The organism is Biomaibacter acetigenes (assembly GCF_003691585.1).
In the GTDB taxonomy this organism is placed as follows: domain Bacteria; phylum Bacillota; class Thermosediminibacteria; order Thermosediminibacterales; family Tepidanaerobacteraceae; genus Biomaibacter; species Biomaibacter acetigenes.
The window spans coordinates 527263-550772 of the sequence record NZ_CP033169.1; the positions used below are offsets into that span (position 1 = coordinate 527263).

The 23510-nt window shown below is 37.2% G+C and carries 23 protein-coding genes and 8 pseudogenes; 29 read left to right on the top strand and 2 right to left on the bottom strand.

Translation table 11 applies throughout. The annotated features are described in order from the left end of the window. The first annotated feature begins 233 nt into the window (after window positions 1–233). From D2962_RS02535 to D2962_RS17405, 5 genes and pseudogenes are all read left to right on the top strand, one after another. A complete protein-coding gene (locus D2962_RS02535; RefSeq protein ID WP_120766055.1) occupies window positions 234–1007 on the top strand; it encodes an IclR family transcriptional regulator in 774 nt (257 codons plus the stop codon). A gap of 136 nt (window positions 1008–1143) precedes the next feature. Continuing rightward, window positions 1144–1542 carry a CoA-transferase gene (locus D2962_RS02540; protein WP_120766056.1) on the top strand — a complete coding sequence of 133 codons (399 nt, stop codon included), beginning with the start codon at window positions 1144–1146 and terminating at the stop codon, window positions 1540–1542. An 87-nt stretch (window positions 1543–1629) separates the two neighbouring features. Continuing rightward, window positions 1630–1974 (top strand): annotated as a pseudogene (gene tnpA / locus D2962_RS02545) (IS200/IS605 family transposase); the annotation flags it as partial. A 243-nt stretch (window positions 1975–2217) separates the two neighbouring features. Next, window positions 2218–2475 (top strand): annotated as a pseudogene (locus D2962_RS02555) (HAD family hydrolase); the annotation flags it as partial. A 19-nt stretch (window positions 2476–2494) separates the two neighbouring features. Next, entirely contained in the window at window positions 2495–2659 is a 165-nt protein-coding gene (locus D2962_RS17405; protein WP_162991070.1) for a hypothetical protein, read from the top strand. On the opposite strand, the gene D2962_RS17835 is transcribed toward D2962_RS17405, so the two are convergent. Together D2962_RS17835 and D2962_RS17840 are read right to left on the bottom strand one after the other, a co-directional pair. After that, window positions 2648–3112, bottom strand: a complete 465-nt coding sequence (locus D2962_RS17835; RefSeq protein WP_122014026.1) for an IS630 family transposase — start codon at window positions 3110–3112, stop codon at window positions 2648–2650. The two genes, D2962_RS17405 and D2962_RS17835, sit on opposite strands and share 12 nt — an antisense overlap. A 15-nt stretch (window positions 3113–3127) precedes the next feature. Further along, the gene (locus D2962_RS17840; protein ID WP_162991071.1) at window positions 3128–3562 is read right to left on the bottom strand and encodes a helix-turn-helix domain-containing protein; all 435 of its coding nucleotides are present in this window, start codon (window positions 3560–3562) and stop codon (window positions 3128–3130) included. A gap of 610 nt (window positions 3563–4172) precedes the next feature. On the opposite strand from D2962_RS17840, the gene D2962_RS02575 reads away from it, so the two are divergent. The 24 genes and pseudogenes from D2962_RS02575 (at window position 4173) to D2962_RS02675 (ending at window position 23509) form a co-directional block, all read left to right on the top strand. Next, on the top strand, window positions 4173–4865 hold the full coding sequence (locus tag D2962_RS02575) for a 2-dehydro-3-deoxygalactonokinase (protein WP_122014029.1): 693 nt from the start codon (window positions 4173–4175) through the stop codon (window positions 4863–4865). Window positions 4866–5048: 183 nt separating this feature from the next. Then, a pseudogene (locus D2962_RS02580) lies at window positions 5049–6070 on the top strand (LacI family DNA-binding transcriptional regulator). A gap of 233 nt (window positions 6071–6303) precedes the next feature. After that, the gene (locus D2962_RS02585) at window positions 6304–7200 is read left to right on the top strand and encodes a dihydrodipicolinate synthase family protein (RefSeq protein ID WP_120766066.1); all 897 of its coding nucleotides are present in this window, start codon (window positions 6304–6306) and stop codon (window positions 7198–7200) included. Between the two features lie 249 nt (window positions 7201–7449). Beyond that, the gene (locus tag D2962_RS02590) at window positions 7450–8478 is read left to right on the top strand and encodes a tripartite tricarboxylate transporter substrate binding protein (protein ID WP_122014030.1); all 1029 of its coding nucleotides are present in this window, start codon (window positions 7450–7452) and stop codon (window positions 8476–8478) included. A 68-nt stretch (window positions 8479–8546) separates the two neighbouring features. Beyond that, window positions 8547–8990: a tripartite tricarboxylate transporter TctB family protein gene (locus D2962_RS02595; RefSeq protein WP_120766068.1), complete on the top strand. Its 444-nt coding sequence runs from the start codon at window positions 8547–8549 to the stop codon at window positions 8988–8990. 15 nt (window positions 8991–9005) lie between these two features. Further along, the gene (locus tag D2962_RS19025) at window positions 9006–10070 is read left to right on the top strand and encodes a tripartite tricarboxylate transporter permease (protein ID WP_222927641.1); all 1065 of its coding nucleotides are present in this window, start codon (window positions 9006–9008) and stop codon (window positions 10068–10070) included. After that, window positions 10021–10503: a tripartite tricarboxylate transporter permease gene (locus D2962_RS19030; RefSeq protein ID WP_281273722.1), complete on the top strand. Its 483-nt coding sequence runs from the start codon at window positions 10021–10023 to the stop codon at window positions 10501–10503. Before D2962_RS19025 ends, D2962_RS19030 begins: the two co-directional genes overlap by 50 nt. 43 nt (window positions 10504–10546) lie before the next feature. Beyond that, window positions 10547–10864, top strand: coding sequence for an RraA family protein (locus D2962_RS02605; RefSeq protein WP_122014031.1), 318 nt, complete (start codon window positions 10547–10549; stop codon window positions 10862–10864). A 34-nt stretch (window positions 10865–10898) separates the two neighbouring features. Then, on the top strand, window positions 10899–11255 hold the full coding sequence (locus D2962_RS02610; protein ID WP_245984868.1) for an RraA family protein: 357 nt from the start codon (window positions 10899–10901) through the stop codon (window positions 11253–11255). An 87-nt stretch (window positions 11256–11342) separates the two neighbouring features. Continuing rightward, a pseudogene (locus tag D2962_RS19035) lies at window positions 11343–11804 on the top strand (dihydroxyacetone kinase subunit DhaK). A gap of 46 nt (window positions 11805–11850) precedes the next feature. Continuing rightward, window positions 11851–12303 (top strand): annotated as a pseudogene (locus tag D2962_RS19040) (dihydroxyacetone kinase subunit DhaK); the annotation flags it as partial. A gap of 110 nt (window positions 12304–12413) precedes the next feature. Further along, window positions 12414–12956 (top strand): annotated as a pseudogene (locus D2962_RS18325) (dihydroxyacetone kinase subunit L). Between the two features lie 105 nt (window positions 12957–13061). Next, window positions 13062–13853, top strand: a complete 792-nt coding sequence (locus tag D2962_RS02630; RefSeq protein WP_122014035.1) for an HpcH/HpaI aldolase family protein — start codon at window positions 13062–13064, stop codon at window positions 13851–13853. 232 nt (window positions 13854–14085) lie between these two features. Continuing rightward, window positions 14086–14382: a NanQ anomerase/TabA/YiaL family protein gene (locus D2962_RS02635; RefSeq protein WP_122014036.1), complete on the top strand. Its 297-nt coding sequence runs from the start codon at window positions 14086–14088 to the stop codon at window positions 14380–14382. 114 nt (window positions 14383–14496) lie between these two features. Then, window positions 14497–15477 (top strand): annotated as a pseudogene (locus tag D2962_RS19440) (2-hydroxyacid dehydrogenase). A 135-nt stretch (window positions 15478–15612) separates the two neighbouring features. Further along, on the top strand, window positions 15613–15753 hold the full coding sequence (locus tag D2962_RS17870; RefSeq protein ID WP_222927645.1) for a hypothetical protein: 141 nt from the start codon (window positions 15613–15615) through the stop codon (window positions 15751–15753). Continuing rightward, on the top strand, window positions 15744–15821 hold the full coding sequence (locus D2962_RS19445) for a hypothetical protein (protein WP_342774529.1): 78 nt from the start codon (window positions 15744–15746) through the stop codon (window positions 15819–15821). Before D2962_RS17870 ends, D2962_RS19445 begins: the two co-directional genes overlap by 10 nt. After that, window positions 15811–16536, top strand: a complete 726-nt coding sequence (locus tag D2962_RS02645; protein ID WP_222927734.1) for a ribokinase — start codon at window positions 15811–15813, stop codon at window positions 16534–16536. Before D2962_RS19445 ends, D2962_RS02645 begins: the two co-directional genes overlap by 11 nt. A gap of 241 nt (window positions 16537–16777) precedes the next feature. Next, the gene (locus D2962_RS02650; RefSeq protein ID WP_122014037.1) at window positions 16778–17548 is read left to right on the top strand and encodes an IclR family transcriptional regulator; all 771 of its coding nucleotides are present in this window, start codon (window positions 16778–16780) and stop codon (window positions 17546–17548) included. 65 nt (window positions 17549–17613) lie between these two features. Then, window positions 17614–19192, top strand: a pseudogene (locus D2962_RS19450) (acyl CoA:acetate/3-ketoacid CoA transferase). Continuing rightward, window positions 19192–19974, top strand: coding sequence for an enoyl-CoA hydratase-related protein (locus tag D2962_RS02660; RefSeq protein WP_120766078.1), 783 nt, complete (start codon window positions 19192–19194; stop codon window positions 19972–19974). The pseudogene D2962_RS19450 and the gene D2962_RS02660 overlap by 1 nt, the downstream one beginning before the upstream one ends. 123 nt (window positions 19975–20097) lie before the next feature. Beyond that, complete coding sequence (locus D2962_RS02665) at window positions 20098–21087, top strand: ABC transporter permease (protein WP_222927646.1); 990 nt, start codon at window positions 20098–20100, stop codon at window positions 21085–21087. A 161-nt stretch (window positions 21088–21248) separates the two neighbouring features. Next, window positions 21249–22250, top strand: a complete 1002-nt coding sequence (locus D2962_RS02670) for a substrate-binding domain-containing protein (RefSeq protein WP_222927647.1) — start codon at window positions 21249–21251, stop codon at window positions 22248–22250. A gap of 92 nt (window positions 22251–22342) precedes the next feature. Next, window positions 22343–23509 (top strand): iron-containing alcohol dehydrogenase, encoded by a 1167-nt coding sequence (locus D2962_RS02675; RefSeq protein ID WP_122014038.1) that lies wholly within the window; start codon window positions 22343–22345, stop codon window positions 23507–23509. Window position 23510: the final 1 nt, after the last annotated feature.

A 23510-nucleotide genomic window follows, 5' to 3' on the forward strand; every position in this document is an offset into this window, starting at 1 on the left:
AGTTTTGTATATATATTCGTTATGTGTTTTAAAAATCCTTTCAGTGGTGAAATTATTTTCTTATATGCAGGAAATTTAACTTTGGTGTTTTAAGATAACAGAAGAAATACCTGTTAAAATAAAAATTTTAATAAAAATTTAAAGTTAAAGCAGGATTTTATAAATTGACGTCGAATATATTATTCATAAAATATATGAACAATGTTCTACAATAACGAAAGGAATAATGTTTGATGAAACAAGATAAAGCAATAATTCAAAGTGTTGATAGGGCTTTGCGCATTTTAGAATTATTTCGTGAAGAATCCTCACTGGGTTTAACCCAGATAGCGGAACGAATGGACCTTGCAAAAAGTACGGTTTATGGCCTGGTTGCTACTTTAGAAACTCATCATTATTTGGAACAGGACCCCGATAATGGCAAATATCGTTTGGGTATTAGGCTTCTGGAGCTGGGGGAGCTATTTAATCAGAGACTCGACCTAAGACGAGAGGCCGTTCCTATAATGAGAGACCTTGTTGAGAAATACTCAGAGACAGTTCAACTTTCCATATTAGATGGAACAGATGTTGTTTATATTGATTTAATTGAGGCACCAACATCTATCAGATATACCAGCCGTATAGGTAAGAGAGTTCAAGCTCATTGTGCTGCGACCGGAAAAGCAATGCTGGCCGATTTGCCGGAAGATGTAATCGATAAGATTTATAGCAACAAAACCTTAGTAACACCAACACCTAGAAGCATCTCAAATATTGTTTTACTTAAAGAACATTTAAAATTGATCCGCCAGCAAGGATACTCCATAGATGATGAAGAGCTTGACCTAGGAGTGCGGGGAGCCGGTGCATCGATTAAAAATAAAAATGGTAGGGCCATAGCAGGTATAAGTCTTGGAGGTCCGACATCCCGGGTAACTCATGATATGGTAAGAGAATTTGGTCTAGCTGTTAAGGAAGCTGCGTTATTAATTTCTCAACGTCTAGGTTATCAAAAAGAAAAATAAAATTTTTTAATACAAAATACGAACAAAGTTCAGAGATAACGAACGAAAAAGGATAGTCTTATGTCTAAAGTCGTTTCTGCACAAAAAGCTGCTGAACTTATAAAAGATGGTGATACAGTATGGATTGTAAGTTCCGGTGGAGGGAATAGGGGAACCATGTTCTATCCTTACCGCTATAGAACAGGAATTTTTAAAAAGTGGGCATCCCAAAGATCTCATACTTTGCCATTCGAGTGGCATAGGTAATAAGCGGGGAGTGGGTAGTGATCATTTCGCTCATGAAGGCATGGTAAAACGCGTTATTGGAAGCCACTGGACATGGGCGCCCAAGCTTTCCCAGATGGTAGCAAACAACAAAGTAGAAGGATATGTACTTCCCCAAGGAGTGATGGTACAGCTATTAAGGGCTATAACCGGGAAAAAGCCCGGAGTCATAAGCCATGTAGGTCTTGGTACGTTTATAGATCCGAGGCTGGAAGGCGGAAGGCTTAATGCCATTTCAAAAGCTTCTTTAGTTAATAAGTGCTTGGTTTAAACACACGGGCTTTCAGCCCGTAAATCCTTTCAGGACTTGCAGATACTTCAGTATCATCTGTATAATCTAAGATAGGGGTGATGCTGAATGGGTGCTTTAAAAAGAGGAAATCATACCGTATATGATATACAGTATCATATGGTTTGGACAACGAAATATAGGTATAGAGTATTTACTGGAAAGATAGCTGAAAGACTAAGGGAACTATTAAGACAAGGATGTGAAGCTCGGGGAATAAAAATTATACGTGGTGGCATAGGAAGTGATCATGTACATATGCTAATATCATGTCCACCTACACTTGCACCATGCAAAATAATGCAATATTTGAAGGGAAGATAATCAAAGATAATGCAAGAAGAATTTGCAGAGTTACGAAGGAGATATTGGGGTCAACATCTATGGTCAGAAGGATATTTTTGTAGAACTATAGTATGATTTTTAATCAAGTTCTTAAGCTGGTTTCAGCCTGAATTACGACTTTCAGTCGTAAATAATTCCCTGCACTTTAGTGCAGGGTGGTTCAAAAACGGATTTTCCAGATAAAAATGTTAAAGAATTCTGATATCCGCAAATTATTTTTAAAAGAGATAATGGACCCGAAATAAAAAAATGGCAATATTAACTAAATCTAAAACAGAAGGGTTGCCTTTGATGCAATAATCAAAGCCCACATACCTTGAAATAAACCATAGAATTGCGTCAAAGGAAACGGCCGTAGATTTTTTGATAAAAAGGTTTGGTATAGAAAGGTCTCAGGTTATCGACATCGGTGATAACTATAATGATATAGATATGTTAAAATATGCAGGACTTGGCATTGCCATGGGCAATGCTTCCGATGAAGTTAAAAAGCATGCCGATTTTGTAACCTCAACTAATGATGAGGATGGGGTAGCATGCGCCCTTAAAAAATTTATTTTTGACGAATAGATGAAAAGAGGTCTTATTTATGGGTTTACATATGTTCAATTTAAAAGGAAAGATAGCTGCAGTGACCGGAGCAAGGATCGGCCTTGGTCAAGGAATGGCTATTGGTCTTGCTGAAGCCAGTGCCGACATGGTCCTAGTAGACAGTTCTGCAAGTAACGTTTGCATTAAACCATTAAATGGATGATAGTTCTTGGTCGACTTTTTCAATTTCATAACTCCAATGAAATACGACGGGTTCCTGATTTAACTGTTCCCAATATGATTCGATTCGCTTACAGTATTCTTCTGTTGAATTTGCTCTGATTCCACGAAGCACGCTTCGGGCCATCTTGCTAAATAATGTCTCAATAATATTGAGCCAGGATGCGTGTTGTGGGGTAAAGATAAACTCGAAGCGACCAGGATGTTCTTTTAGATAAGCTCGAGTCTCTTTTGAAATATGGGCTGAGTGGTTATCGCAGATGATCTTTATAACCCAGTCTGTCGGATAATAATTATCGATTTTCTTCAGAAGTTCAATAAACTCTTTACCACGATGCTTTTCTCTTACCAAACCATGAATTATACCGGTTTGTAAGTCTATCCCTGACAGTATCAATACCGTTCCTAACCGGATATACTCATGATCCCGTGACATACCTGGATATTTACCCTAAACGGGCAACCGATCATCTGCTGTATTCTTTAAAACCTGACAGCCTGGTTTCTCGTCAACTGAGACGATTACTTTCTTCTCAACAGGTTCTCCATTTTTGATACGTTCTTGTTGCAAAGATGCTTCCTTATAAGTCATTAGAACATGTGCTTTCTTGACATCAAAATCAGGATCTCTTCGTTCCAAATAATAATTAATCTTCCACGGTCGTAGCGACTGCTCTGCGAGAATGCCATGAATTACACTTTTACCAGCTCTGGCCAGACTGGGGAAACCATATTTATTGGCGTGCTTACGGACATGTTCAGCCAGTAGTTGTATGGTCCAAAGTTCATGAGGGTATCCAAAGTCGAGAGGTTTCCTACAAGCTAATTCAGTTACCCAGGCTTTTGCTTCAGAAGAAATCTGCAAAGGTCGTCCAGAGCGGGGCAAGTCAACAAGAGCCTTCTGTAATCCGAGATCGAGAGCCTTATCAAATACATCGTTCTATTTTTGGCCTACTAACGTTAAACTCGCGAGCCATTTGTGATACCGTTTTTCCGTTAGAATAACCAAGTAATATTTTGGCCCGTAAAACTTTTGCATGAGGCTCTACTCTAGATCTAGCAAGCTGTTCCAACATCTCGCGTTCATCATTTGACCATTGTATTTTTGGTCTAACCCGTCGCGACATATATAATCCTTCCATTTCGATGTTCTGAAGGGAATTATATACCATATTTGCCTAAAGTGCAATGTTATTTTACGAACGATCTACTAGGGTTAGAATTATTCTAAATGATAAGATAATAGCAAAATCTTTTATATCTTTAGGCGTGCGCAATACCGCCATAAATGGAAGCAAAGAGGAACTTTTTGAAGGCCTTCGAAATACCATACATGAAGCTTTATCATCAGTTCATTTAAAACTTGAGGACCTACAGATAATAGTTGCCTCTGGCATGATAACATCAGATGTTGGGATCTATGAGATACCCCATATAGTTGCTCTAGCCGGTATAGATAAAATTGTTAAAGCAAGTCGGTTAGCAACAATACCTGAATTAATAAACAAGTCTTATTTGTGCCAGGCATAAAAAATAAAAGTGGTTTAGACAATGATGAAGATATAGAGACAATGGATATAATGCGTGACGAGGAAACTGAAGCAACAGGCATTCTCAAGATAAAATCGTTAAACGGTCCATTAACACTGATATTGCCGGGAACACACACAAAAGTGCTTAAACTAAATGAAAAAAACCAAATTACCACCTGTTTAACCACTATGGCAGGTGAAATATTCAGCATTTTGGTTACTAATACAATCTTGGCTGACTCTGTACCTAAAAGCTTGGTTACTCAAATCGAACCCGAAGAAATTTTAAAAGGTGCATTAATATCGCACAGGATGGGATTTACCAGAGGATGCTTTTCTACAAGGATAATTAGCCAATTTACGTCTCTGGATGGAAACAAGAAAGTAATTTTTTACTTGGTATTACTTGGTATAATATTAGGCCAAGACTTAATCGCTATAAAAGATAGTAACGCTTGTAACCTAGAAAAAAATAATCCAATAGTAATTGGTGGTCCCAATCACTTAAGGAAGGCATTTTACTATTTATTTGAAAAAGAATGTGACATCAAAGAAAAGATTATTATACTTGATGATGATACTGTAGAAATGTCAACTGTTATACGAGCAAAGGAAATTGGGCTAAATTTTTTGAACAAGGGTAGAGGATCGTTATGAAAAATAATAAAGATTTAAGCTAGAATCTTTTTTAAAGTTATATAAGCCTGATAACAAGTTTAACTTTAAAGTGAGAAATAATCTAAAAGTCATTAAAAAAATATGTATTTAAAGAAGGAGTTTTTAAAGATTTGTCGAATAATATAAATATATGAAAACGTATTCATTTTAAGGGAGAAAGATATGAGAAGAGCAACCATTAAAGATGTGGCTTTGAAGGCTGGAGTATCTATAGCCACAGTGTCAAGATATATTAATAATAATGGAAATGTGAGTAAAAAAATTAGTGAAAAGATTAATAAAGCCATTAAGGAACTGGATTATATTCCCAATAGTGTCGCTATTAGCTTAAAAAAGCTATAACAAAAACTATAGGCATCGTAGTTCCTGACTTATTAAATGTATCTTTTATGGATACGGTTAAAGGCATAAGTGATAAAGCTTTAGAAAACGGATATGAACCATTGATTTTATGTAGTGATGAAGATAGTGATAAAGAGAATAACATACTTGATGTATTGGTATCAAAAAGGGTTGATGGAATTGTCATTGCTTCAGTGGGTAAAAACGAAGAGAAAATATTAAAAATAAATAATAAAAGTATACCCGTAGTGCTGGTTGATAGAGATGTATGTAACACAAGGCAACATACTGTCATAGATGCGGTGGTAAATGATAATTTTAATGGTTCGTTTAAAATAATCAATTATTTAATATCTCTCGGTCATAAACGAATAGCTATAATAAGTAATAAGAATTCTGTCATAGGCATGGAAAGATTTAGAGGGTATGTTAAAGCATTAAAGCAGAACAGTATACCAATAAATCCTAATTACATTATGTATGGAGATTTTAGCTTTAAAAGCGGCTACGATTTAATAAAAGAGATGATGTTACAGCCCTTGAAGCCTACAGCCATATTTTTTATTAACAACCTTATGGCTTTAGGTGCAGTAGCAGCTTTAAATGAGATGAATATTTCCATTCCGTCCCATATCTCTATTTGTGCTTTTGGTGATTTTAAGTATTATAACATTTTAAACCCTACATTGACAGTGGTAAATCAAATGGCATATGATATAGGTAAAAAAGCAGCGGAATTGTTGATAGAGAAAATTAAAAATTATAATCATTGGGTACCACAAAAAATCATTATACCAGCCGATATAATTATAAGAAATTCATGTTCAAAACCATTTGAATAAATAAAATTCCATAATAAAGTTTTGTATTTTAAAAGTAAACGATTACAATAACAAGAAAAACTTTAGGATAGGCTTATTTTGCTAGAAATAGCGGTATCATGAAAAAGAATTAATTTTTAGCAGGACAAAAGAAAAGAGTGTCGAATCCTATAAAAGTAAAAACGTTTACTTAATAAATTATTTTAAATAATCTCAACAGCAACAATTAAACCATAAAAAACAGGAGGATGTATATGAAAAAACTTCATGGAGTAACAGTAGCTATGGTAACACCAATTGATGATAATGATCGGATATTGGATGAAGCCATAAAAAAACATGTCGATTTTTTAATTGAGAAGGGAGTAAATTGTTTATATCCTTTGGGTACAACGGGAGAGATGCATCTCTTGACTATTGAAGAAAGAAAAAGGGTGGCTGAAACAGTAGTAGAACATGCAGCCGGAAGAGTTACAGTATATATACATATCGGTGCCATGAGACAGGAAGACACGATAAAACTTGCAAAACATGCTTCTGAAATAGGCGCGGATGGCATCGGTGTTGTAACACCAACATTTTTTTCTGTTGATGATAGAGAAATGGAAGAATATTTTGTCTCGGTCGCCAATAGCGTACCAGATGACTTTCCTGTTTACCTTTATAACATTCCGCAATGTTCGGCTAATGACCTTAAACCAAATGTAATCGAAAATATTATAAAAAGAGCTCCAAATGTAGTTGGAATAAAATACAGTTACCCGGATTTTATAAGGACAAGTCAGTATTTGAGGATAAATAACGGTAATTTTTCTGTTGTTCATGGGACCGATAGGTTATTCAATTCGATTTTAAGTATGGGCTGCGATGGCGTTGTATCAGGAAACGCTAGTGCGTTTCCAGAACCTTTTGTGGCTATTTATAAAGCATTTAAAGAAAAAAATCTGGAAGAAGCCAAAAGACAACAAAAAATAGCAACCGATATCTCCAATATATTAAAAAACGGCTCAAATATGGCTTATTTTAAATCCGCACTAAAATTGAGAGGAATAGATGTAGGCCATGTTAGAAAACCCTTGCTTGATTTGAATAAAGTACAGCTGGAAGAATTAGAATCGAAAATCAAGCCCTTTATCGATAGGTATATGTAATTTTTATAAGGGGGTGAGTGATTAACTATTAAAATGCTTTTAGGGGGTGTTATATGGATAACATGTTCACCTTGGCGGTAAAGGGAGGAAAATCTTAAAGATATGATTTTTACATACCAATATTCATTCTAATATTCAAGTAAAATCTGTTACAAATGAAATAGAAAGATTTGCTCCGAAAGAGATATTAGATTTAGCAAACAAATTTTGAAAAACGAATAAATTTATAAATAAAATGGAGGGCGTTTTATGAAGAAAAATGCATTATCAATTTTAATAATATTATTGATTATAAGTATAGTTTTAATAGCTGGTTGTGGTCAAAGTACAAAGCAAACCGGTAATAACGGTCAGTCTACTACATCTACTACACAAGAGCAAAAAGGATCGACGAAATATCCTGCTAAGCAGATAAACCTTATCATTCAAGCGGCTCCTGGCGGGTTATCCGATACTACAGCAAGGACAGTCGGAGGAGAGTTAGAAAAGATATTGGGCGTTCCTGTGGTTTGCTCAAATAAACCAGGTGCATCCGGCGCAGTAGCGATGTCATATGTTCAAGCGAGTGCACCCGATGGTTACACAATAGGATATGTTCCTGTAGAATTGACGATGATTAAAGCATTGGGTTTTGCCGACATAGAACCTAACTCGTTTGATCTTATCGGAAGCTCTAACATTTCTCCAGCTACAGTCACGGTAAGGGCTGATGCCCCATGGAAGACATTACAAGAGTTTATAGATTATGCTAAGAAAAATCCAGAGAAAGTGAAAGTAGGTAATTCGGGCACAGGTTCAATATGGCATATTGCGGCTGCATCTCTTGAAAAAGCAGCAGGGGTGAAATTTAATCATGTGCCATTTGACGGAGCTACTCCTGCTATCGCAGCCCTTATGGGAGGGCACATCGATGCGGTAACCGTCAGTGTTATGGAAGTAAAATCAGGTGTAGATAGTGGAAAATTAAAGGTTTTAGGTGTGATGTCGGACCAAAAATCTGAGTATTTACCAAATGTCCCAACTCTAAAAGAGGCAGGGTACGATGTCAATGTTTCGGCATGGGGTGGATTTGCAGCACCTAAAGGGTTGCCTCAAAATGTCAAAGATGTACTGTATCCTGCCTTTGAAAAAGCCATTAATTCGGATAAGTTAAAAGAGATAGCTAAACAGAGAGGTTTTTCGGTGTTCTATAAAAATTCGGATGAATTTACGAAGTTTGCAAATGAACAATTTGATTTCTATATGAAGCAGATTCCCGCGATGGGTCTTAAAAAGTAGTCTTAGTAAGAAATTATAACCTGTATGGGCGATTAGCCCATGCAGGTTATAGAAAGAAAGGAGTAAAAATGGTGAACGGAGATGTGGTGTTAGGCGTATTCACAGCGATATTGAGTATTTTTTGGATTACGCAATCACTAAAATTTCCAGGCGGAACTGCAGATGGCGTGCCGGGAGCGGGTTACTTCCCTATATTAGTTGCTTCACTGCTACTTGTTTTAAGTATTATCCTGATTTACCAGGGCTTCAAAAATAAAAATGTATATTTTGATATAAAGCACTGGAGTAATGATACCAAAAAAATGTTAGTTATGACTATAGTTGTTATTGCTGTATTTTTTGCCTTATGGTATTTCACTACGTATATTATTGCCTGTTTAGTATTAACCTTCGGATTGGGTTATGCATATAAACTAAGCATCAAAAACAACATTATTTTATCTATTTTATTTAGTTTTGGTACTTATTATGTTTTTAATAATCTGCTGCAGGTTATGTTGAAATTGAGATAAGGGAGGTTAATAAAGGTGCTCTTACACGCTATAGCACAAGTGCTGAGACCCGACATTCTTATTTATAATCTACTCGGAGTCGTTGTTGGAATGATTATTGGTGGACTTCCCGGGCTTTCTGCAACAATGGGTGTTGCTATATTAACGCCTTTGACATTCTGGTTGCAACCTGCTCAAGGGCTTGCGGTGCTTCTGGGGATATATAACTCTGCCATCTGGGCAGGGGGTATTTCAGCAATTTTGATAAACACTCCGGGGACACCAGCTTCCATAGCTCAAACCTTCGATGGTTATAAATTGGTTCAAAAGGGTAAGATAGGTCTTGCTTTAGGGATAAATACCATATATTCGGTTGCCGGCGGTTTAATAAGTACTATATTTTTAATTTTAGCCGCATTTCCTATTGCAAACTTCGCACTGAAATTCGGGCCTCCAGAATACTTCGCATTAGGGATATTTGGCCTTTCCATGATGATAAGTGTATCAGGAAAACAATTAGTTAAAGGTTTAATTATAGGAGTACTGGGCTTACTTTTTTCAACAATAGGACTTGATCCTATGTTTTCTATACCAAGGTTCACATTTCATAATGTAAATATGATGAATGGTATACCATTTGTGGCGGCAATGATCGGCATGTTCGGTATTGGGGAAGTATTATTTCAGATAACGGAAAAAAGAGGCACTAAAAAGATAGTAGCAATGACAAAAGAACTCGGCAGGATATTCCCGACATTTAAAGAGTTTAAAATAACTGCTTTACCGTGTGCCATATCTTCTATAATAAGTGTAATTATCGGTGCTATACCCGGTACAGGCGGAGATATTGCTTCTATAGTATGCTGGCAGCAAGCTAAACAAATGTCGAAACATCCGGAAGAGTTTGGGGAAGGAAGCATTGAGGGACTTTCTGTTACTTCGCTCGCAAATAATGGAGTGATAGGTGGTGCTATGACTACAATGATGACATTAGGGATACCCGGTGATTGCTGTCACAGCGGTTTTAATAGGTTCTTTGATGATGTACGGTATGCAACCGGGACCCTCAAATGTTTTAGACCATGCCGACTTTGTATATAATATTATGGCGCTTTTAATTGTAGGAAATCTTACAATCCTTGTTTTAGGCTTGCTCACATCGAGATTAAGTTCGTATATTTTATATGTAAAAGATGAGATTATATGGATTTTGGTTGTAGGTTTTTGTATACTGGGTTCGTTTGCAATAAACAATTCACCTTTTGATGTTATGGTGATGATTCTGGCAGGAATTCTAGGATTTATAGCAAAACGAATGGATATTCCGGTAGGTCCATTTATATTAGCCTTATTGTTAGGCCCCATCGTTGAGTCTAACTTTAGAAGAAGTCTTGCACTATCCATGGGCAATCACCTTATATTTTTTACAAGGCCAATATCATTAATTTTAACTGATACTTACGATCTTGTCCCTTACCTATCAACCTATAACATCTTATCTAAGGAAAGAAAACTTTCAAAACAGATACAGTAAAAACTAACTTTCAATTAATTTTAGTGATAAGAAGGGGATTTTTGTGAAAATCTTGACTCATGAACAGTTGGAAGAATTAAGGCAGTTCGATACACCTACTATATCCAATGCGATTGAGTTATTTAATATTCGTCTAAGAACACAAGGTTTTATGGATCCCGAGATTAGGTGTATTATACCCTATGATAAACCAATTATTGGGTATGCCGTTACGGCAAAAATGTCGGCGAGGAAGCCCCCTACAAGCGAACAAAATAAACTTTTAATAAAGTATTATGAAAAGGTAAAAGAAACTCCATCACCTACGATATCTGTGATTCAAAGATATCGATCCTTCGCCTATCGGCTCCTTTTGGGGTGATATTCAGACTTCTATACATAAAGCTTTAGGATGTGTGGGAGTTATTACAAACGGAGGAGTAAGAGATTTAGATGGAGTTAAGGAGATAGGTTTTAGATTTTTTGCCGGTTGTGTCCTTGTATCACATGCATATGACCACATAGAAGAAATTAATTGCCCTGTCAATGTGGGCGGGTTGACTGTAAAGCCCGGAGACTTACTACACGCCGATAAGCACGGTGTAATCTTGATACCACACGAAATCGCTCCTAAACTGGCTGAAGCATGTAGAAAAGTTCAATCTTATGAAAAAGTCATTATTGATGGATGTAGAAATAAATTTGATATCGGTTTAGAAATCAATGAATTAATTCGTCTAAGGAGAGAAATGGAACGATTGAGAGATAGTTAGGAAATATGATTGGTATTAACAATTTCATAATGGAGGTTATATATATGAAAAAGATTATCAATAATCCCCGATAATTTTGTAAATGAAATGTTAGAGGGCATACTTGCTGCTCACCCGGATCAATTAAAATCCGTTACAAAAGATTTAAGATCTATAGTAAGGGCTGATGCCCCAGTGAAAGATAAAGTCGGTCTGGCAACGGGTGGCGGTTCAGGACATCTTCCTGTATTTTTAGGTTATGTGGGAAAGGGAATGCTGGACGGATGTGCTGTTGGGAATATATTTGCATCGCCAAGTGCACAACAAATGCTGGAGGTAAACAAAAGCAATTAATAGCGGTAAAGGTGTTCTCTATATATATGGAATTATGGCGGAGACGTTATGAATTTTGATATGGCTGCTGAGATGGCGGAATTCGAAGATATCAAAGTTGAATCAATAGTAGTTGCAGATGATGTGGCTTCAGCTCCCAAAGGAAATGAAAAAAAGAGAAGGGGGATTGCAGGATTATTTTATGCATATAAGATAGCCGGTTGCCTGTGCCGATGAACTTAAACCTCTTGAAGAGGTAAAGAGAGTTACTGAAAAAGCTTTAGCCGGGACAAGGAGCATGGGGGTAGCGCTTTCGCCTTGTACCATACCATCTGTAGGAAAGCCAACATTTGAAATCAATGACGATGAAATGGAAATAGGTATGGGGATTCATGGCGAACCGGGGATCAGCAGAGGGAAACTTAAAACTGCAGATGAAATAGTAGAAATTCTTATGAAAAATATTCTAGAAGACCTGCCATATAAAAATGGCGATGAGGTTTCCGTCCTTATTAACGGCCTTGGTGCAACTCCCAAGGAAGAACTTTATATAGCATATAGAAAGGCGCATGCGATATTACAGCAGTCCGGTATAAAAGTATACCATCCTTATATAGGAGAGTTTGCTACATCTATGGAAATGGCGGGGATGTCGATAACCCTTATGAAACTTGACGAAGAATTAAAAGCTTTGCTTGATAAACCTGTGAACACACCATTCTTTGTTCAAGTGTAGGAGGTAATCAAATGGATAAACTAACCATATCAGAAGTCAAACAAATTTATGGAGAAATAAAAAAGGTAATAGACGAAAATAAGGATTTTCTCATAAACCTTGATGCCGCTATGGGAGATGGAGATTTAGGTCTTACTATGACTGTAGGCTTTGATGCGATAGTCAAAGAAATCAACAATACAAGCGACAATGACATAGGAAATATTATTGCAAAAATGGGCATGGTTATGTCAAATGTGGCTCCTCCACGCTTGGAACCCTTTTAGCCCACTGCTATGATGAGAGCGGGTAAAACTGTTAAAGGATTACAGAGATTGGATTAAAAGAAATAGTAGATATGGGTTATGCCGCTGTAGATGGTATCAAGCAAAGAGGGTAAATCGGAAATAGGTGACAAAACTATATTAGATTCACTTTACCCAGCGGTCCTTGAACTGGATAAAGCAATGAAAGATAATATAACTATAGATGCAGCTTTTGAAAGAGCACTAGGAGCGGCAAAAGATGGTTTCAAAAAACCCGAATCGATGATATCAAAGCATGGCAGAGCTGCTTATTATGGCGAAAAGTCAATAGGTCATCCGGACTCAGGTGCGGCAGTTGGGATGTTAATTATAGAAGGTATTTATAACTTCTTTTCAAAAAATAAGTGATTGTTATTGTTAGTTAGATTTTAACGCTACAAAAATGGCAACAACAAATGTGAAAACATTATATTATATTTTCATACAAAATAAAATTGAAAGGTGGTCCTTTTTATGTTTCAAATAAAGCAAGCAATGAAAAATGGTGAAGCATTAATAGGAATAATGATCGAAGAAATGACAACTCCTAATATAGCGAAAATACTTGCGGCATGTGGTTTTAAGTATTTTATAATAGACTGTGAGCATGGATCATTCAACGATGAAAGTGTGGCAAGTATTATATCTGTAGCAAAAGGCTCGGGAATTATCCCTATGGTCAGAGTTCCGGAAATACGAAAGGATACAATATCTAAACCTTTAGAAGCTGGTGCAATGGGACTATTAATCCCTCAAATAAAAACTGTGGAAGACGTAAAAAGAGTAGTCGAGGAAGCTCGTTATGCACCCCAGGGTAAAAGAGGCATATCTCATACTAAACCCCATAATAATTATATAACTAAAAGTGATCCGGAACAAACAAAAAAGGAAAACGATGAAGTAATGATAATACTTCAGATAGAAACAAAAGAAGCTATAGAGAATCTAGATGAAATACTCTCAGTTGAAGGAATAGATGCTGCTTTGATAGGCCCAAATGACTTATCTCAGTCCTATGGCATACTGGGACAGTTTGACAATCCGATAATATTACAGGCTTTTGATAAAGTTATCGAGGTATCAAAGAAACACGATATAATTTCCGGAGTTCATTTCGGGGATATAAAAAACATTGAAAAAATGGGCCCAAAAGGTATGAGGCTTTTGATGTGGAATACAGAAGTAGGATTAATCATTGATAATGGAATCAAAGGAGTTAATGATTTAACGTCTTTATTAAAATCTGACGGTATAAATTGTATATAGAAATATTTATATAGTATTCGTTTTATTTTCGCCAATCTATATGGTAAAGCGAAATTTAATAAATAATTAATAAATAATTAAAGAGGTAATAAGCATGATTGTCGACAATATAAAAAATATAGATTTTTATTTAAAGATTAACGATGGAATAGCTCATGGGTTTAAAATATATCAAAGATAATGATCTAACAAAATTAGATGTAGGTAAATATGAGATCGATGGTGAACATCTATATTTGATGATACAAATTATAAAACAAAACCCATCAATGAAGGAAAATGGGAAGCTCATCGGAGATATGTAGATATTCAGTATATTATGCAAGGTAAAGAAACCGTAGGGTATGCTAATGTTAATAAGTTAAGACCATTTAATGAATATGATAAAACTAAAGATATTGTATTTTTAAAGGGATCCGGGGATTTCTTTACAATATCTGAGGGATATTTTGCCATTTTTGCTCCGGAGGATGCTCATATGCCATGTATAGCTTATAAAGAACCACAGTTTGTTAAAAAGCTGTTATAAAAGTGCTGATACACTAGGTTAGGGGACATAATAGGTTAGGGGATACACCTCCTTTTCTTGGGCAGGTGTCTGGGGGAGGCGGAGGAATGTCCCCAACGCAAGGAGGTCAAAAAATTGAGGCCGAAAGTATATGTTACTAGGCAGATTCCTGAAGAAGGATTAAATATCATAAAGGAAGTTGCAGATATGAAGATCTGGGAAGATGAAATGCCGCCATCAAGAGAAGTGCTTCTTGGGGAAATTGAATGGGTTGATGGTCTGGTATCTCTTCTTACCGATAAGATTGATGCTGAGCTCATGGAGAAAGCAAAGAAATTAAAAGTCGTCAGCAATTATGCCGTAGGTTTTGATAACATAGATCTTAAAGAAGCAACCAGGCGTGGAATTATGGTAACAAATACACCTGGGGTTCTAACAGAAACCACAGCAGATTTAACCTTTGCTCTCATGATGGCTTCGGCAAGGAGATTAGTGGAAGCAGACAAATATGTCAGAGTAGGCCGGTGGAAAACCTGGGGGCCTATGCTTATGCTGGACAGGATTTATATGGTGCTACACTGGGATTGATAGGTTTAGGAAGAATCGGATATGCCGTTGCTAAGAGAGCAAAAGGCTTTGACATGAACGTAATATATTATAGTACCCATAGAAAAGAAGAAGCCGAAAAAGAGCTTGGAATAAAATATGTAGATTTAGAACAGTTATTAAAGGAATCGGATTTTGTTAGCCTTCATGTGCCATTAACTTCTGATACTAAACATCTTATCAATAAAAATACATTAAGTCTGATGAAAAAACCGGCAATACTAATTAATACGGCTAGAGGCCCGGTTGTAGATGAAGATGCATTATATGAAGCATTGGTCAATAAGAAAAATTTATGCAGCAGGGTTGGATTGTAATGAACCCGGAGGCCTCCTAGCAGTGATAATCCGCTATTAAAACTTGATAATGTCATAGTACTACCGAATATTGCCAGCGCCAGTATTTAAGACAAGAACAAAATGGCTATTATGGCTTGCGGAAAATTTGGTTGCAGGTTTGAAAGGCGAAATACCGAGAAATTTAGTAAACGTTGAAGTATTAAAGAAATAGAAAAGCTATATATAATCATGGAAAAAATAAGGCCGGTTTGATTAATGACGGGTCTGCTATTAAAGTGTAGGAGCTTTTAAGCCTCTTGAGAATCGGGAAAATATGCCCCTTCAAGGTGTAAAAGGAGGTGAACTTTTGAAATTTATTGTTATTGGAAGCATCAATATGGATTTTAATTTCAAAGTTTCTCATCTTCCATTAAAGGGTGAGACGTTAAAAGCTACCGTCTTAAAACAACGCCCGGTGGAAAAGGTGCCAATCAGGCAGTGGCTCTAGCAAGGCTTGGGGGAAAAGTAATGATGATAGGAGCAGTAGGTAGCGGACGAGGCAGGTATAAGCCTTAAAAAATCGCTTTTACAAGAAGGCATAGATATCAAGGCTATTAAAGATGTAGATACTCCTACGGGCAATGCTTTTATAACAGTGGATGAAAAAGGGAATAACACAATTTTAGTCTTTCCGGGGGCCAATGGTGGTTTAGATTCAAAGTGGATTTATAATTTTACTGATGAAATTAAAGAAGCTTCTTATGTAATACTGCAATTGGAAATACCGTTATGTACTGTAATAGATGCAATAGAGCTTTCTCATAAAATTGGAACCAGGATCATATTAAACCCTGCTCCGGCCCAGGAGTTACCCAAAGAAATTTTTCCCCAAATAAATATATTAACCCCGAATGAAACCGAGCTTGCTTTGCTAACGGGGATAGATGTGATTACAGAAGATGATGTTCTAAAAGCTTCTAACATATTAATTGAGAAAGGAGTTCAAAAAGTAGTCGTTACTCTTGGGGAAAAAGGTTGCTTTTATATGGACCGGGAAAATCATTACTTTGTAAAAAGTTTTAAAGTAGACTCTGTTGATTCGACCGCCGCCGGCGATGCTTTTACTGCAGGCTTTGCCATAGCATTAGCAGAACAAAGATCTTTAAATGATACCTTAAAATTTGCCAGTGCCGTCGGAGCTTTGACAGTAACAAAGACTGGTGCTCAGGAATCACTGCCCTTCAGGGCAGATGTGGAAAATTTCTTGAGGATGGTTAAAAATGAAGAGTAACAACCGGATAGGTGGTACGTTCTGATAGATATCATAGAATAAATTAGACCGGTCTTAGATGATGACCGGTCTCTTATTTTCTAACTAAACCAACTATTTGAATAACAAAGTTTCTATGTTAAATGTTACTAAAAAAATTTAATAAAAATTTAAAGTTAAAGCAGGATTTTATAAATTGACGTCGAATATATTAAACATAAAATAAATGAACAATATTCGGTAATAACGAAAAGGGTGAGCTATGAAGCAAAATAAAGTAATAGTTCAAAGTGTCGATAGGGCTTTACACATTTTAGAATTATTTCGTGAAGAATCTTCATTGGGTTTGACCCAGATAGCGGAAAGAATGGGACTTGCAAAAAGTACAGTTTATGGATTGGTTGCTACATTAGAAGCAAATCATTACTTGGAACAGGACCCTGATAATGGTAAATACCGTTTGGGTATTAGACTTTTGGAAATGGGAGAACTGTTTAACCAGCGCCTTGACCTGAGACGTGAAGCGGCCCCTATTATGAAGAATCTTGTAGAAAAATACGCTGAAACTGTTCAACTTTCTATTCTGGACGGAACCGAAGTTGTATATATCGATCTCATTGAGGCCCCTTCATCTATTAAGTATACCAGCCGTATCGGTAAACGGGCTCCTGCTCATTGTGCTGGCACGGGCAAAGCGATGCTGGCTTATTTACCTGAAGATGTAATTGATAAACTTTACAGCAACAAGCCATTAGTTACTCCAACGCCTAGGAGTATCTCGAATATCGTTTTACTTAAAGAACACTTAAAATTAGTTCGTGAACAGGGATATTCCATAGATGATGAAGAACTTGATCTAGGAGTACGGGGAGCAGGGGCGGCCATTAGAAATAAAAATGGTAAAGCTATAGCTGCTATAAGTCTTGGGGGCCCGACATCTCGAGTTACTCATGGTGTTGTGAAGGAGTTTGGTAAAGCTGTTAAAGAAGCTGCATTATTAATTTCCCAGCGTTTAGGATATAAAAAAGAGTAATAAAAAAATTTAATACAATTAATGAACTAAGTTCGTTATTACCGAACACAGAAGAGGTGGTATTTATGTCTAAAGTCGTTTCTGCACAAAAAGCTGGGGAACTTATAAAAGACGGTGATACCGTATGGATCATTAGTTCCGGTGGGGGAATAGGAGAGCCATGCTTTGTCCTTACGGCAATAGAACAAGAATTTCTAAAAAGTGGGCACCCCAGAGATCTCATACTTTGCCATTCGAGTGGTATAGGCGACAAGCGGGGAGGAGGCACGGATCATTTCGCCCATGAAGGTATGGTGAAGCGTGTTATAGGAAGTCACTGGACATGGGTGCCCAAGCTTTCTCAAATGGTGGCAGACAACAAAGTAGAAGGATATGTACTTCCCCAAGGGGTGATGGTACAACTATTAAGGGCTATAGCCGGGAAAAAACCCGGTGTCATAAGTCATGTGGGCCTTGGTACATTTATAGACCCAAGACACGAAGGCGGAAGGCTTAATGACATTTCAAAGGCTTCTTTAGTAGAAAACATAGAACTTGCAGGGAAGGAATGGCTATTTTATAAGAGCTTCCCGGTAGATGTAGTAATAATTCGTGGCACGACAGCAGATGAAGATGGAAACATTACCATGGAACATGAGGGTGTCTATATGGAGGCCCTTCCTGCTGCCCAGGCAGCAAAAAACAGTGGGGGAATAGTGATTGCTCAAGTTAAAAGGATAGCTGCTAAAGGAACTCTAGATCCTCGCATGGTTAAAGTTCCAGGTATTTTGGTTGATGCTATAGTAGAAGCTCCGGATCAGATGCAATCTATGGAAATAACATATGACCCTGCGTTTACCGGTGAAATAAAAAAACCTCTAAATCATTTAACACTAATGCCTTTCGGTATTCGGAAAATTGTTGCAAGACGGGCTGCCATGGAGCTTTTCCCTGGAGCAATAGTAAACCTTGGGTTCGGTATGTCGGACGGGGTCGCGTCTGTTGCTGCCGAAGAAGGTATAATTGATAAATAACTTTTACTGTTGAGCAGGGAGTTATCGGTGGGATACCGGCTCTTGGAGTTAATTTCTCTCTTGCCACAAATCCTGTAGCGATCATTGAACATCATTCGCAGTTTGATTGGTATGATGGCGGGGGTCTGGATATTGCATTTTTAGCTTTTGCACAGGCGGACAAAAAAGGCAACATTAACGTCAGCAGATTCGGCAACCGCATAATAGGTGTAGGAGGATTCATAAATATTTCTCAAAATGCGAAGAAAATGGTCTTCTGTGGCAGTTTTTCTACTTCGGGATTGGAAATAACTTCAGGAGATGGGCAACTAAAATCTTAAAAGAAGGTAAATACTTTAAACTCTGTGAGCAAGTAGAGCAAATCAGTTTTAATGCCGACTACGCGAATAAAACCGGTCAAGAAGTGGTGTATGTGACTGAGCGGGCAGTATTTAAATTAACCCCTCAAGGCATCATGCTTACGGAAATTGCCCCAGGTATAGATCTAGAAAAAGATGTGCTGGAGAAAATGGAGTTTAAACCTATCATTAGTCGAAATCTAAAGCTTATGGACTCTCGGATATTTTATGAGAGGATTATGGGACTTAAAACAGGTGATATTTTACAAGAGTGCAAACAGGAGGCAGTTTGATGAACTATAAAAATATTATCTTTGAACAGAAAAAAAATATCGGGATAGTAACGATAAACAGGCAAGAAGTTCTCAATGCGTTAAACCACGAAACATTAAGTGAACTTATGGACGCTTTTCATAAAATCGAAGATAATCCCGATATCCGTGCATTCATTATTACCGGCTCAGGGCCGAAGGCTTTCGTAGCCGGTGCGGATATAAATGAATTAAATGGCACATCTCCTATAAACGGACTTCAATTCATGCATTTTGGCCAGCGTATCTTCAACTTTATCGAAGAAATGGGAACCCCAAGCATAGCGGCGGTAAACGGTTATGCATTAGGGGGAGGATGTGAGCTTGCTATGGCCTGCGATTTAAGAGTAGCTTCAGTCAATGCAAAATTTGGCCAGCCGGAAATAAAGCTGGGAAATATTCCTGGATGGGGTGGAACTCAACGCCTACCTAGGCTTATAGGAAAGAGTAAGGCAAAAGAGCTTATTTTCACCGGTATATTTATTACGGCAGAAGAAGCTGAAAAACTTGGGCTTGTAAATAAAGTGGTCTCCCAGGAAGATTTGTTAAACGTTGCCGAAGAACTTGCTTATAAAATAGCTTTAATGTCACCTATAGCTTTAAAGCTAGCTAAATCCGCTATAAATAAAGGTTATGAAACTGATATAAAGATTGGCCTTGAGCTTGAAGCACAGGGAGTGGCGTTGTGCTTTACGACAGATGACCAAAAAGAAGGTGTTAAGGCATTCTTTGAAAAGAGACCACCTGTGTTTATGGGTAAGTAAATTCATTTTACTTTTTATGAGACAGGCAAACATATTAAACTTTATCTGGCATGACGCAAAAAAATTAAGTCTTAGTGAATGAAAAAGTGAAACATAATGTAATCAAAGGGAGGTTAGAACAGAGTGATAGAAACAGCGGTTACTACTGAAAAAAGGAAAAAAAGCGAAACTTTAGCAAACAGATTAAAAAACATAGTTCAAAAGATGGGTGTTTCATTGGCATTAATTATACTTTGTATTATAGCAGCTATATTATCACCAACATTTTTATCTCCTATGAACTTAATGAATATTGCTCGCCAAGTAGCTATTTCCGGCATTGTGGGTCTTGGCATGACTTTCGTTATTATAACAGGTGGAATAGACCTTTCGGTTGGCTCGATAATAGGTGTTATTGCCGTGATTGAGGCAAAAGCACTTGCGAGCGGCATGAGTTTTTCCGTAGTATTACCATTAGCGTTACTTATAGGGTTATTATCAGGAGCTATAAATGGAATTGGAGTAGCTTATGGAAAAATGCAGCCATTTATTATGACACTAGCCTCCATGGTCGCCCTTAGAGGAATGGCTATGACTATAGCTCAAGGTCAACCTATAAGTCCTGGTTCTGAAGTTGCAAGTAAAATATATTGGCTCGGTGGAGGAAATGTCGGAATTATTCCCATACCGGTTATAGTATTTGCTTTGATAATAATCATTTGTTACTTTATTTTGAGATTTTCATTTTTTGGTAGGTATGTTTTTGCAATCGGTGGAAATGTTGAAGCTGCAAGATTGTCGGGAATAAACATTGAACGAACTCAAATATTGACTTATACCATAAGCGGTATTTTATCAGCAGTGGCAGCGTTAATATGGGTTTCGAGATTGACCGTTGGAGAACCTACCGCCGGAACTGGAGTAGAACTTGACGCTATTGCTATGGCGGTTATTGGTGGTACTAGCCTTATGGGTGGTGAAGGAGGAGTTATCGGTACTCTAATAGGTGCAATGATTATAGCGGTTCTAGCAAATGTTCTTAATTTACTGGGTATTTCTCCGTTTTCTCAGCAAATATTTAAAGGATTAATTATAGTCCTAGCAGTGCTAATAGAGAGATTTAAAAAGAGATAAAATTTATTAGAATTGTCCTCTGGGATTATATGAGAAAGGAGGAATAGCCCTATAATAATTTAAAATAGACAGAAAGGAGGGATATTGCTGGAATTTATTGAAAAAATATTAATAAACAAAAAGAAAAACGAATGAACAAATTCAAATAAGGAGGTATTTCGATGAAACGCAATAAATTATTAAAAAAGTTTATGGTCATAAGTATAATCCTTGCGGTTTGTATTTCAATGGTTGCATGTTCATCGGGTCAACAAAGTGCTAAGCAGCAGAATCAAAGTGCTCAACCAAAGGAACAAGGGCAAAAGAAGATATTGATAGCATTTTCTCAAGGCACTATGAACCATCCGTTCCGCATTGCAATGGTTGAAAGAAATAAAGAATATGCTGAAAAGAATTATCCTGATGTCGAATTTATCGCCACTGATGGTCAAAACACATCTTCAAAACAGGTAGCAGATGTCGAAGATCTAATTGCTAAAAAGCCCAATGTACTTATTGTTAGTCCATTAACGGAAGCTGCCTTAACACCTCCAGTACAAAAAGCTATGGATATGGGTATACCTGTGGTAACTCTTGATAGGAAAGTGAATACAAAAGTAACCTGCCATATTGGTGCAAAGAATTATCCTATGGGTGTAAAAGCAGCTGAATTTATAGCAAAAGCGTTAAATGGGAAAGGAAACATAATCGAGATACAAGGTACAGCAGGTGCTTCCGCAACTGTTGAACGTGATAAAGGATTTCGTGATACTATAGCAAAATATCCTGATATGAAAATCATAGCGGACCAATATTGCGATTATGTACGTGAACCTGCCATGAAATTTATGGAAGATATGCTGCAAAGGTTTCCAAAAGGACAGATACAAGCCATATACTCTCACAATGATGCAATGGCCATGGCGGCAATAGAAGCTATTAAAGCAGCCGGAAGAATGGATGAAATAAAAGTTATAACGGGAATGGACGGGGAAAATCTTGCGTTTGATTCTATAAAGAAAGGTGAATTAACGGCGACCATCATTTACCCATACTGTGCTCCGGAAGGTGTCCAATATGCTTATAAAATTGCAAAAGGTGAAAAAGTTCCTGAAGAAGTGGTACTAGAAGGTGACTTGGTAACTAAAGAAAATGTAGATAAATATATAGGAAAAGGCATCTAAATTTATTACTTACCATATTTGGGGCTAGCTGAAAAAGCAGTTTAGCCCCAAGCATTAAACTTAAAACTAATAATTTTTGGGAGGTTTTACAAATGGATGTTTATAAAACTTTTCAAGTAAGTTTCGGTCCCAAAATCATTGCAGGAGTCGGTGTGCTAAATCAATTGCCCAATGAATTAAGGATACTTGGCATAACTAAGCCTATGATAGTTACAGACAAAGGATTAATTGATGCAGGGCTAATAAAAAGTGTAACAGATGTGCTAAATGATGTAGGGATATCGTATTCTATTTTCGATGATTTAAAGACAAATCCTGATACAATCTCTGTTGAAAAAGGATTTAAGGTTTTCCGGGAAGGAGCGTGTGACGGTCTTATAGCAGTAGGTGGCGGAAGTCCGATTGATGTTGGCAAGTCTATTGGAGTAATTGCTACAAATGGTGGTAAGATAGGTGATTATGAGGGTTTTGACAAATTTCAAAAGCCTATTATTCCGTTAATTACTATTCCAACTACTGTAGGAACAGGCAGTGAAGTCACTCTTGGTGCAGTGATTACCAATATCGAAACTCATGTAAAAATGGTTATCGCTAGCCCGAAGATGTATGCTAAAGTGACATTTTTGGAGCCTTCACTGGTTAAAAACTTACCTGGGTTTATAACTGCTGCTACGGGTATGGATGCCTTGACTCATGCCATTGAAGGATATATTTCTAAAGGTTCAAACCCCATAACCGATGCATTAAATTATAAAGCAATCACTCTGATAGCCAAATCATTGCGCCAGGCAGTGACCGGAGATGCCCTTGAACATAAATACAATATGCTGCTTGCTAGTTGTATTGCTGGTTTGGGATTTCATAATGCCGGCCTTGGGTTAGTTCATGCCATGGCAAGCCCTGTAAGTGGACATTTCGGTGTACATCATGGAGTGGCCAATGCCATTTTATTACCTTATGTTATGAAATACAATATTTATGCATGCCCTGAGAAATTTGCAGAAATTGCCGAGGCTATGGGAGAAAACCTGGATGGTCTAAATATGATGGAAAAGGCGGAGAAGGCCATTGATGCAGTAGTGAGACTTCGCAAAGATGTGGGGATTCAAGATTCATTAAGAAAAGTTGGGGTAAACCCCGATGACAGTAAATTGGAGGTTATGGTAAAAGATGCTCTTGATAGCTGTGACCTTCCTTCAAATCCCCGTAAATATAGTAAAGAATCCATATTAGATCTCTTTAAAGAAGTTATAGGATAAA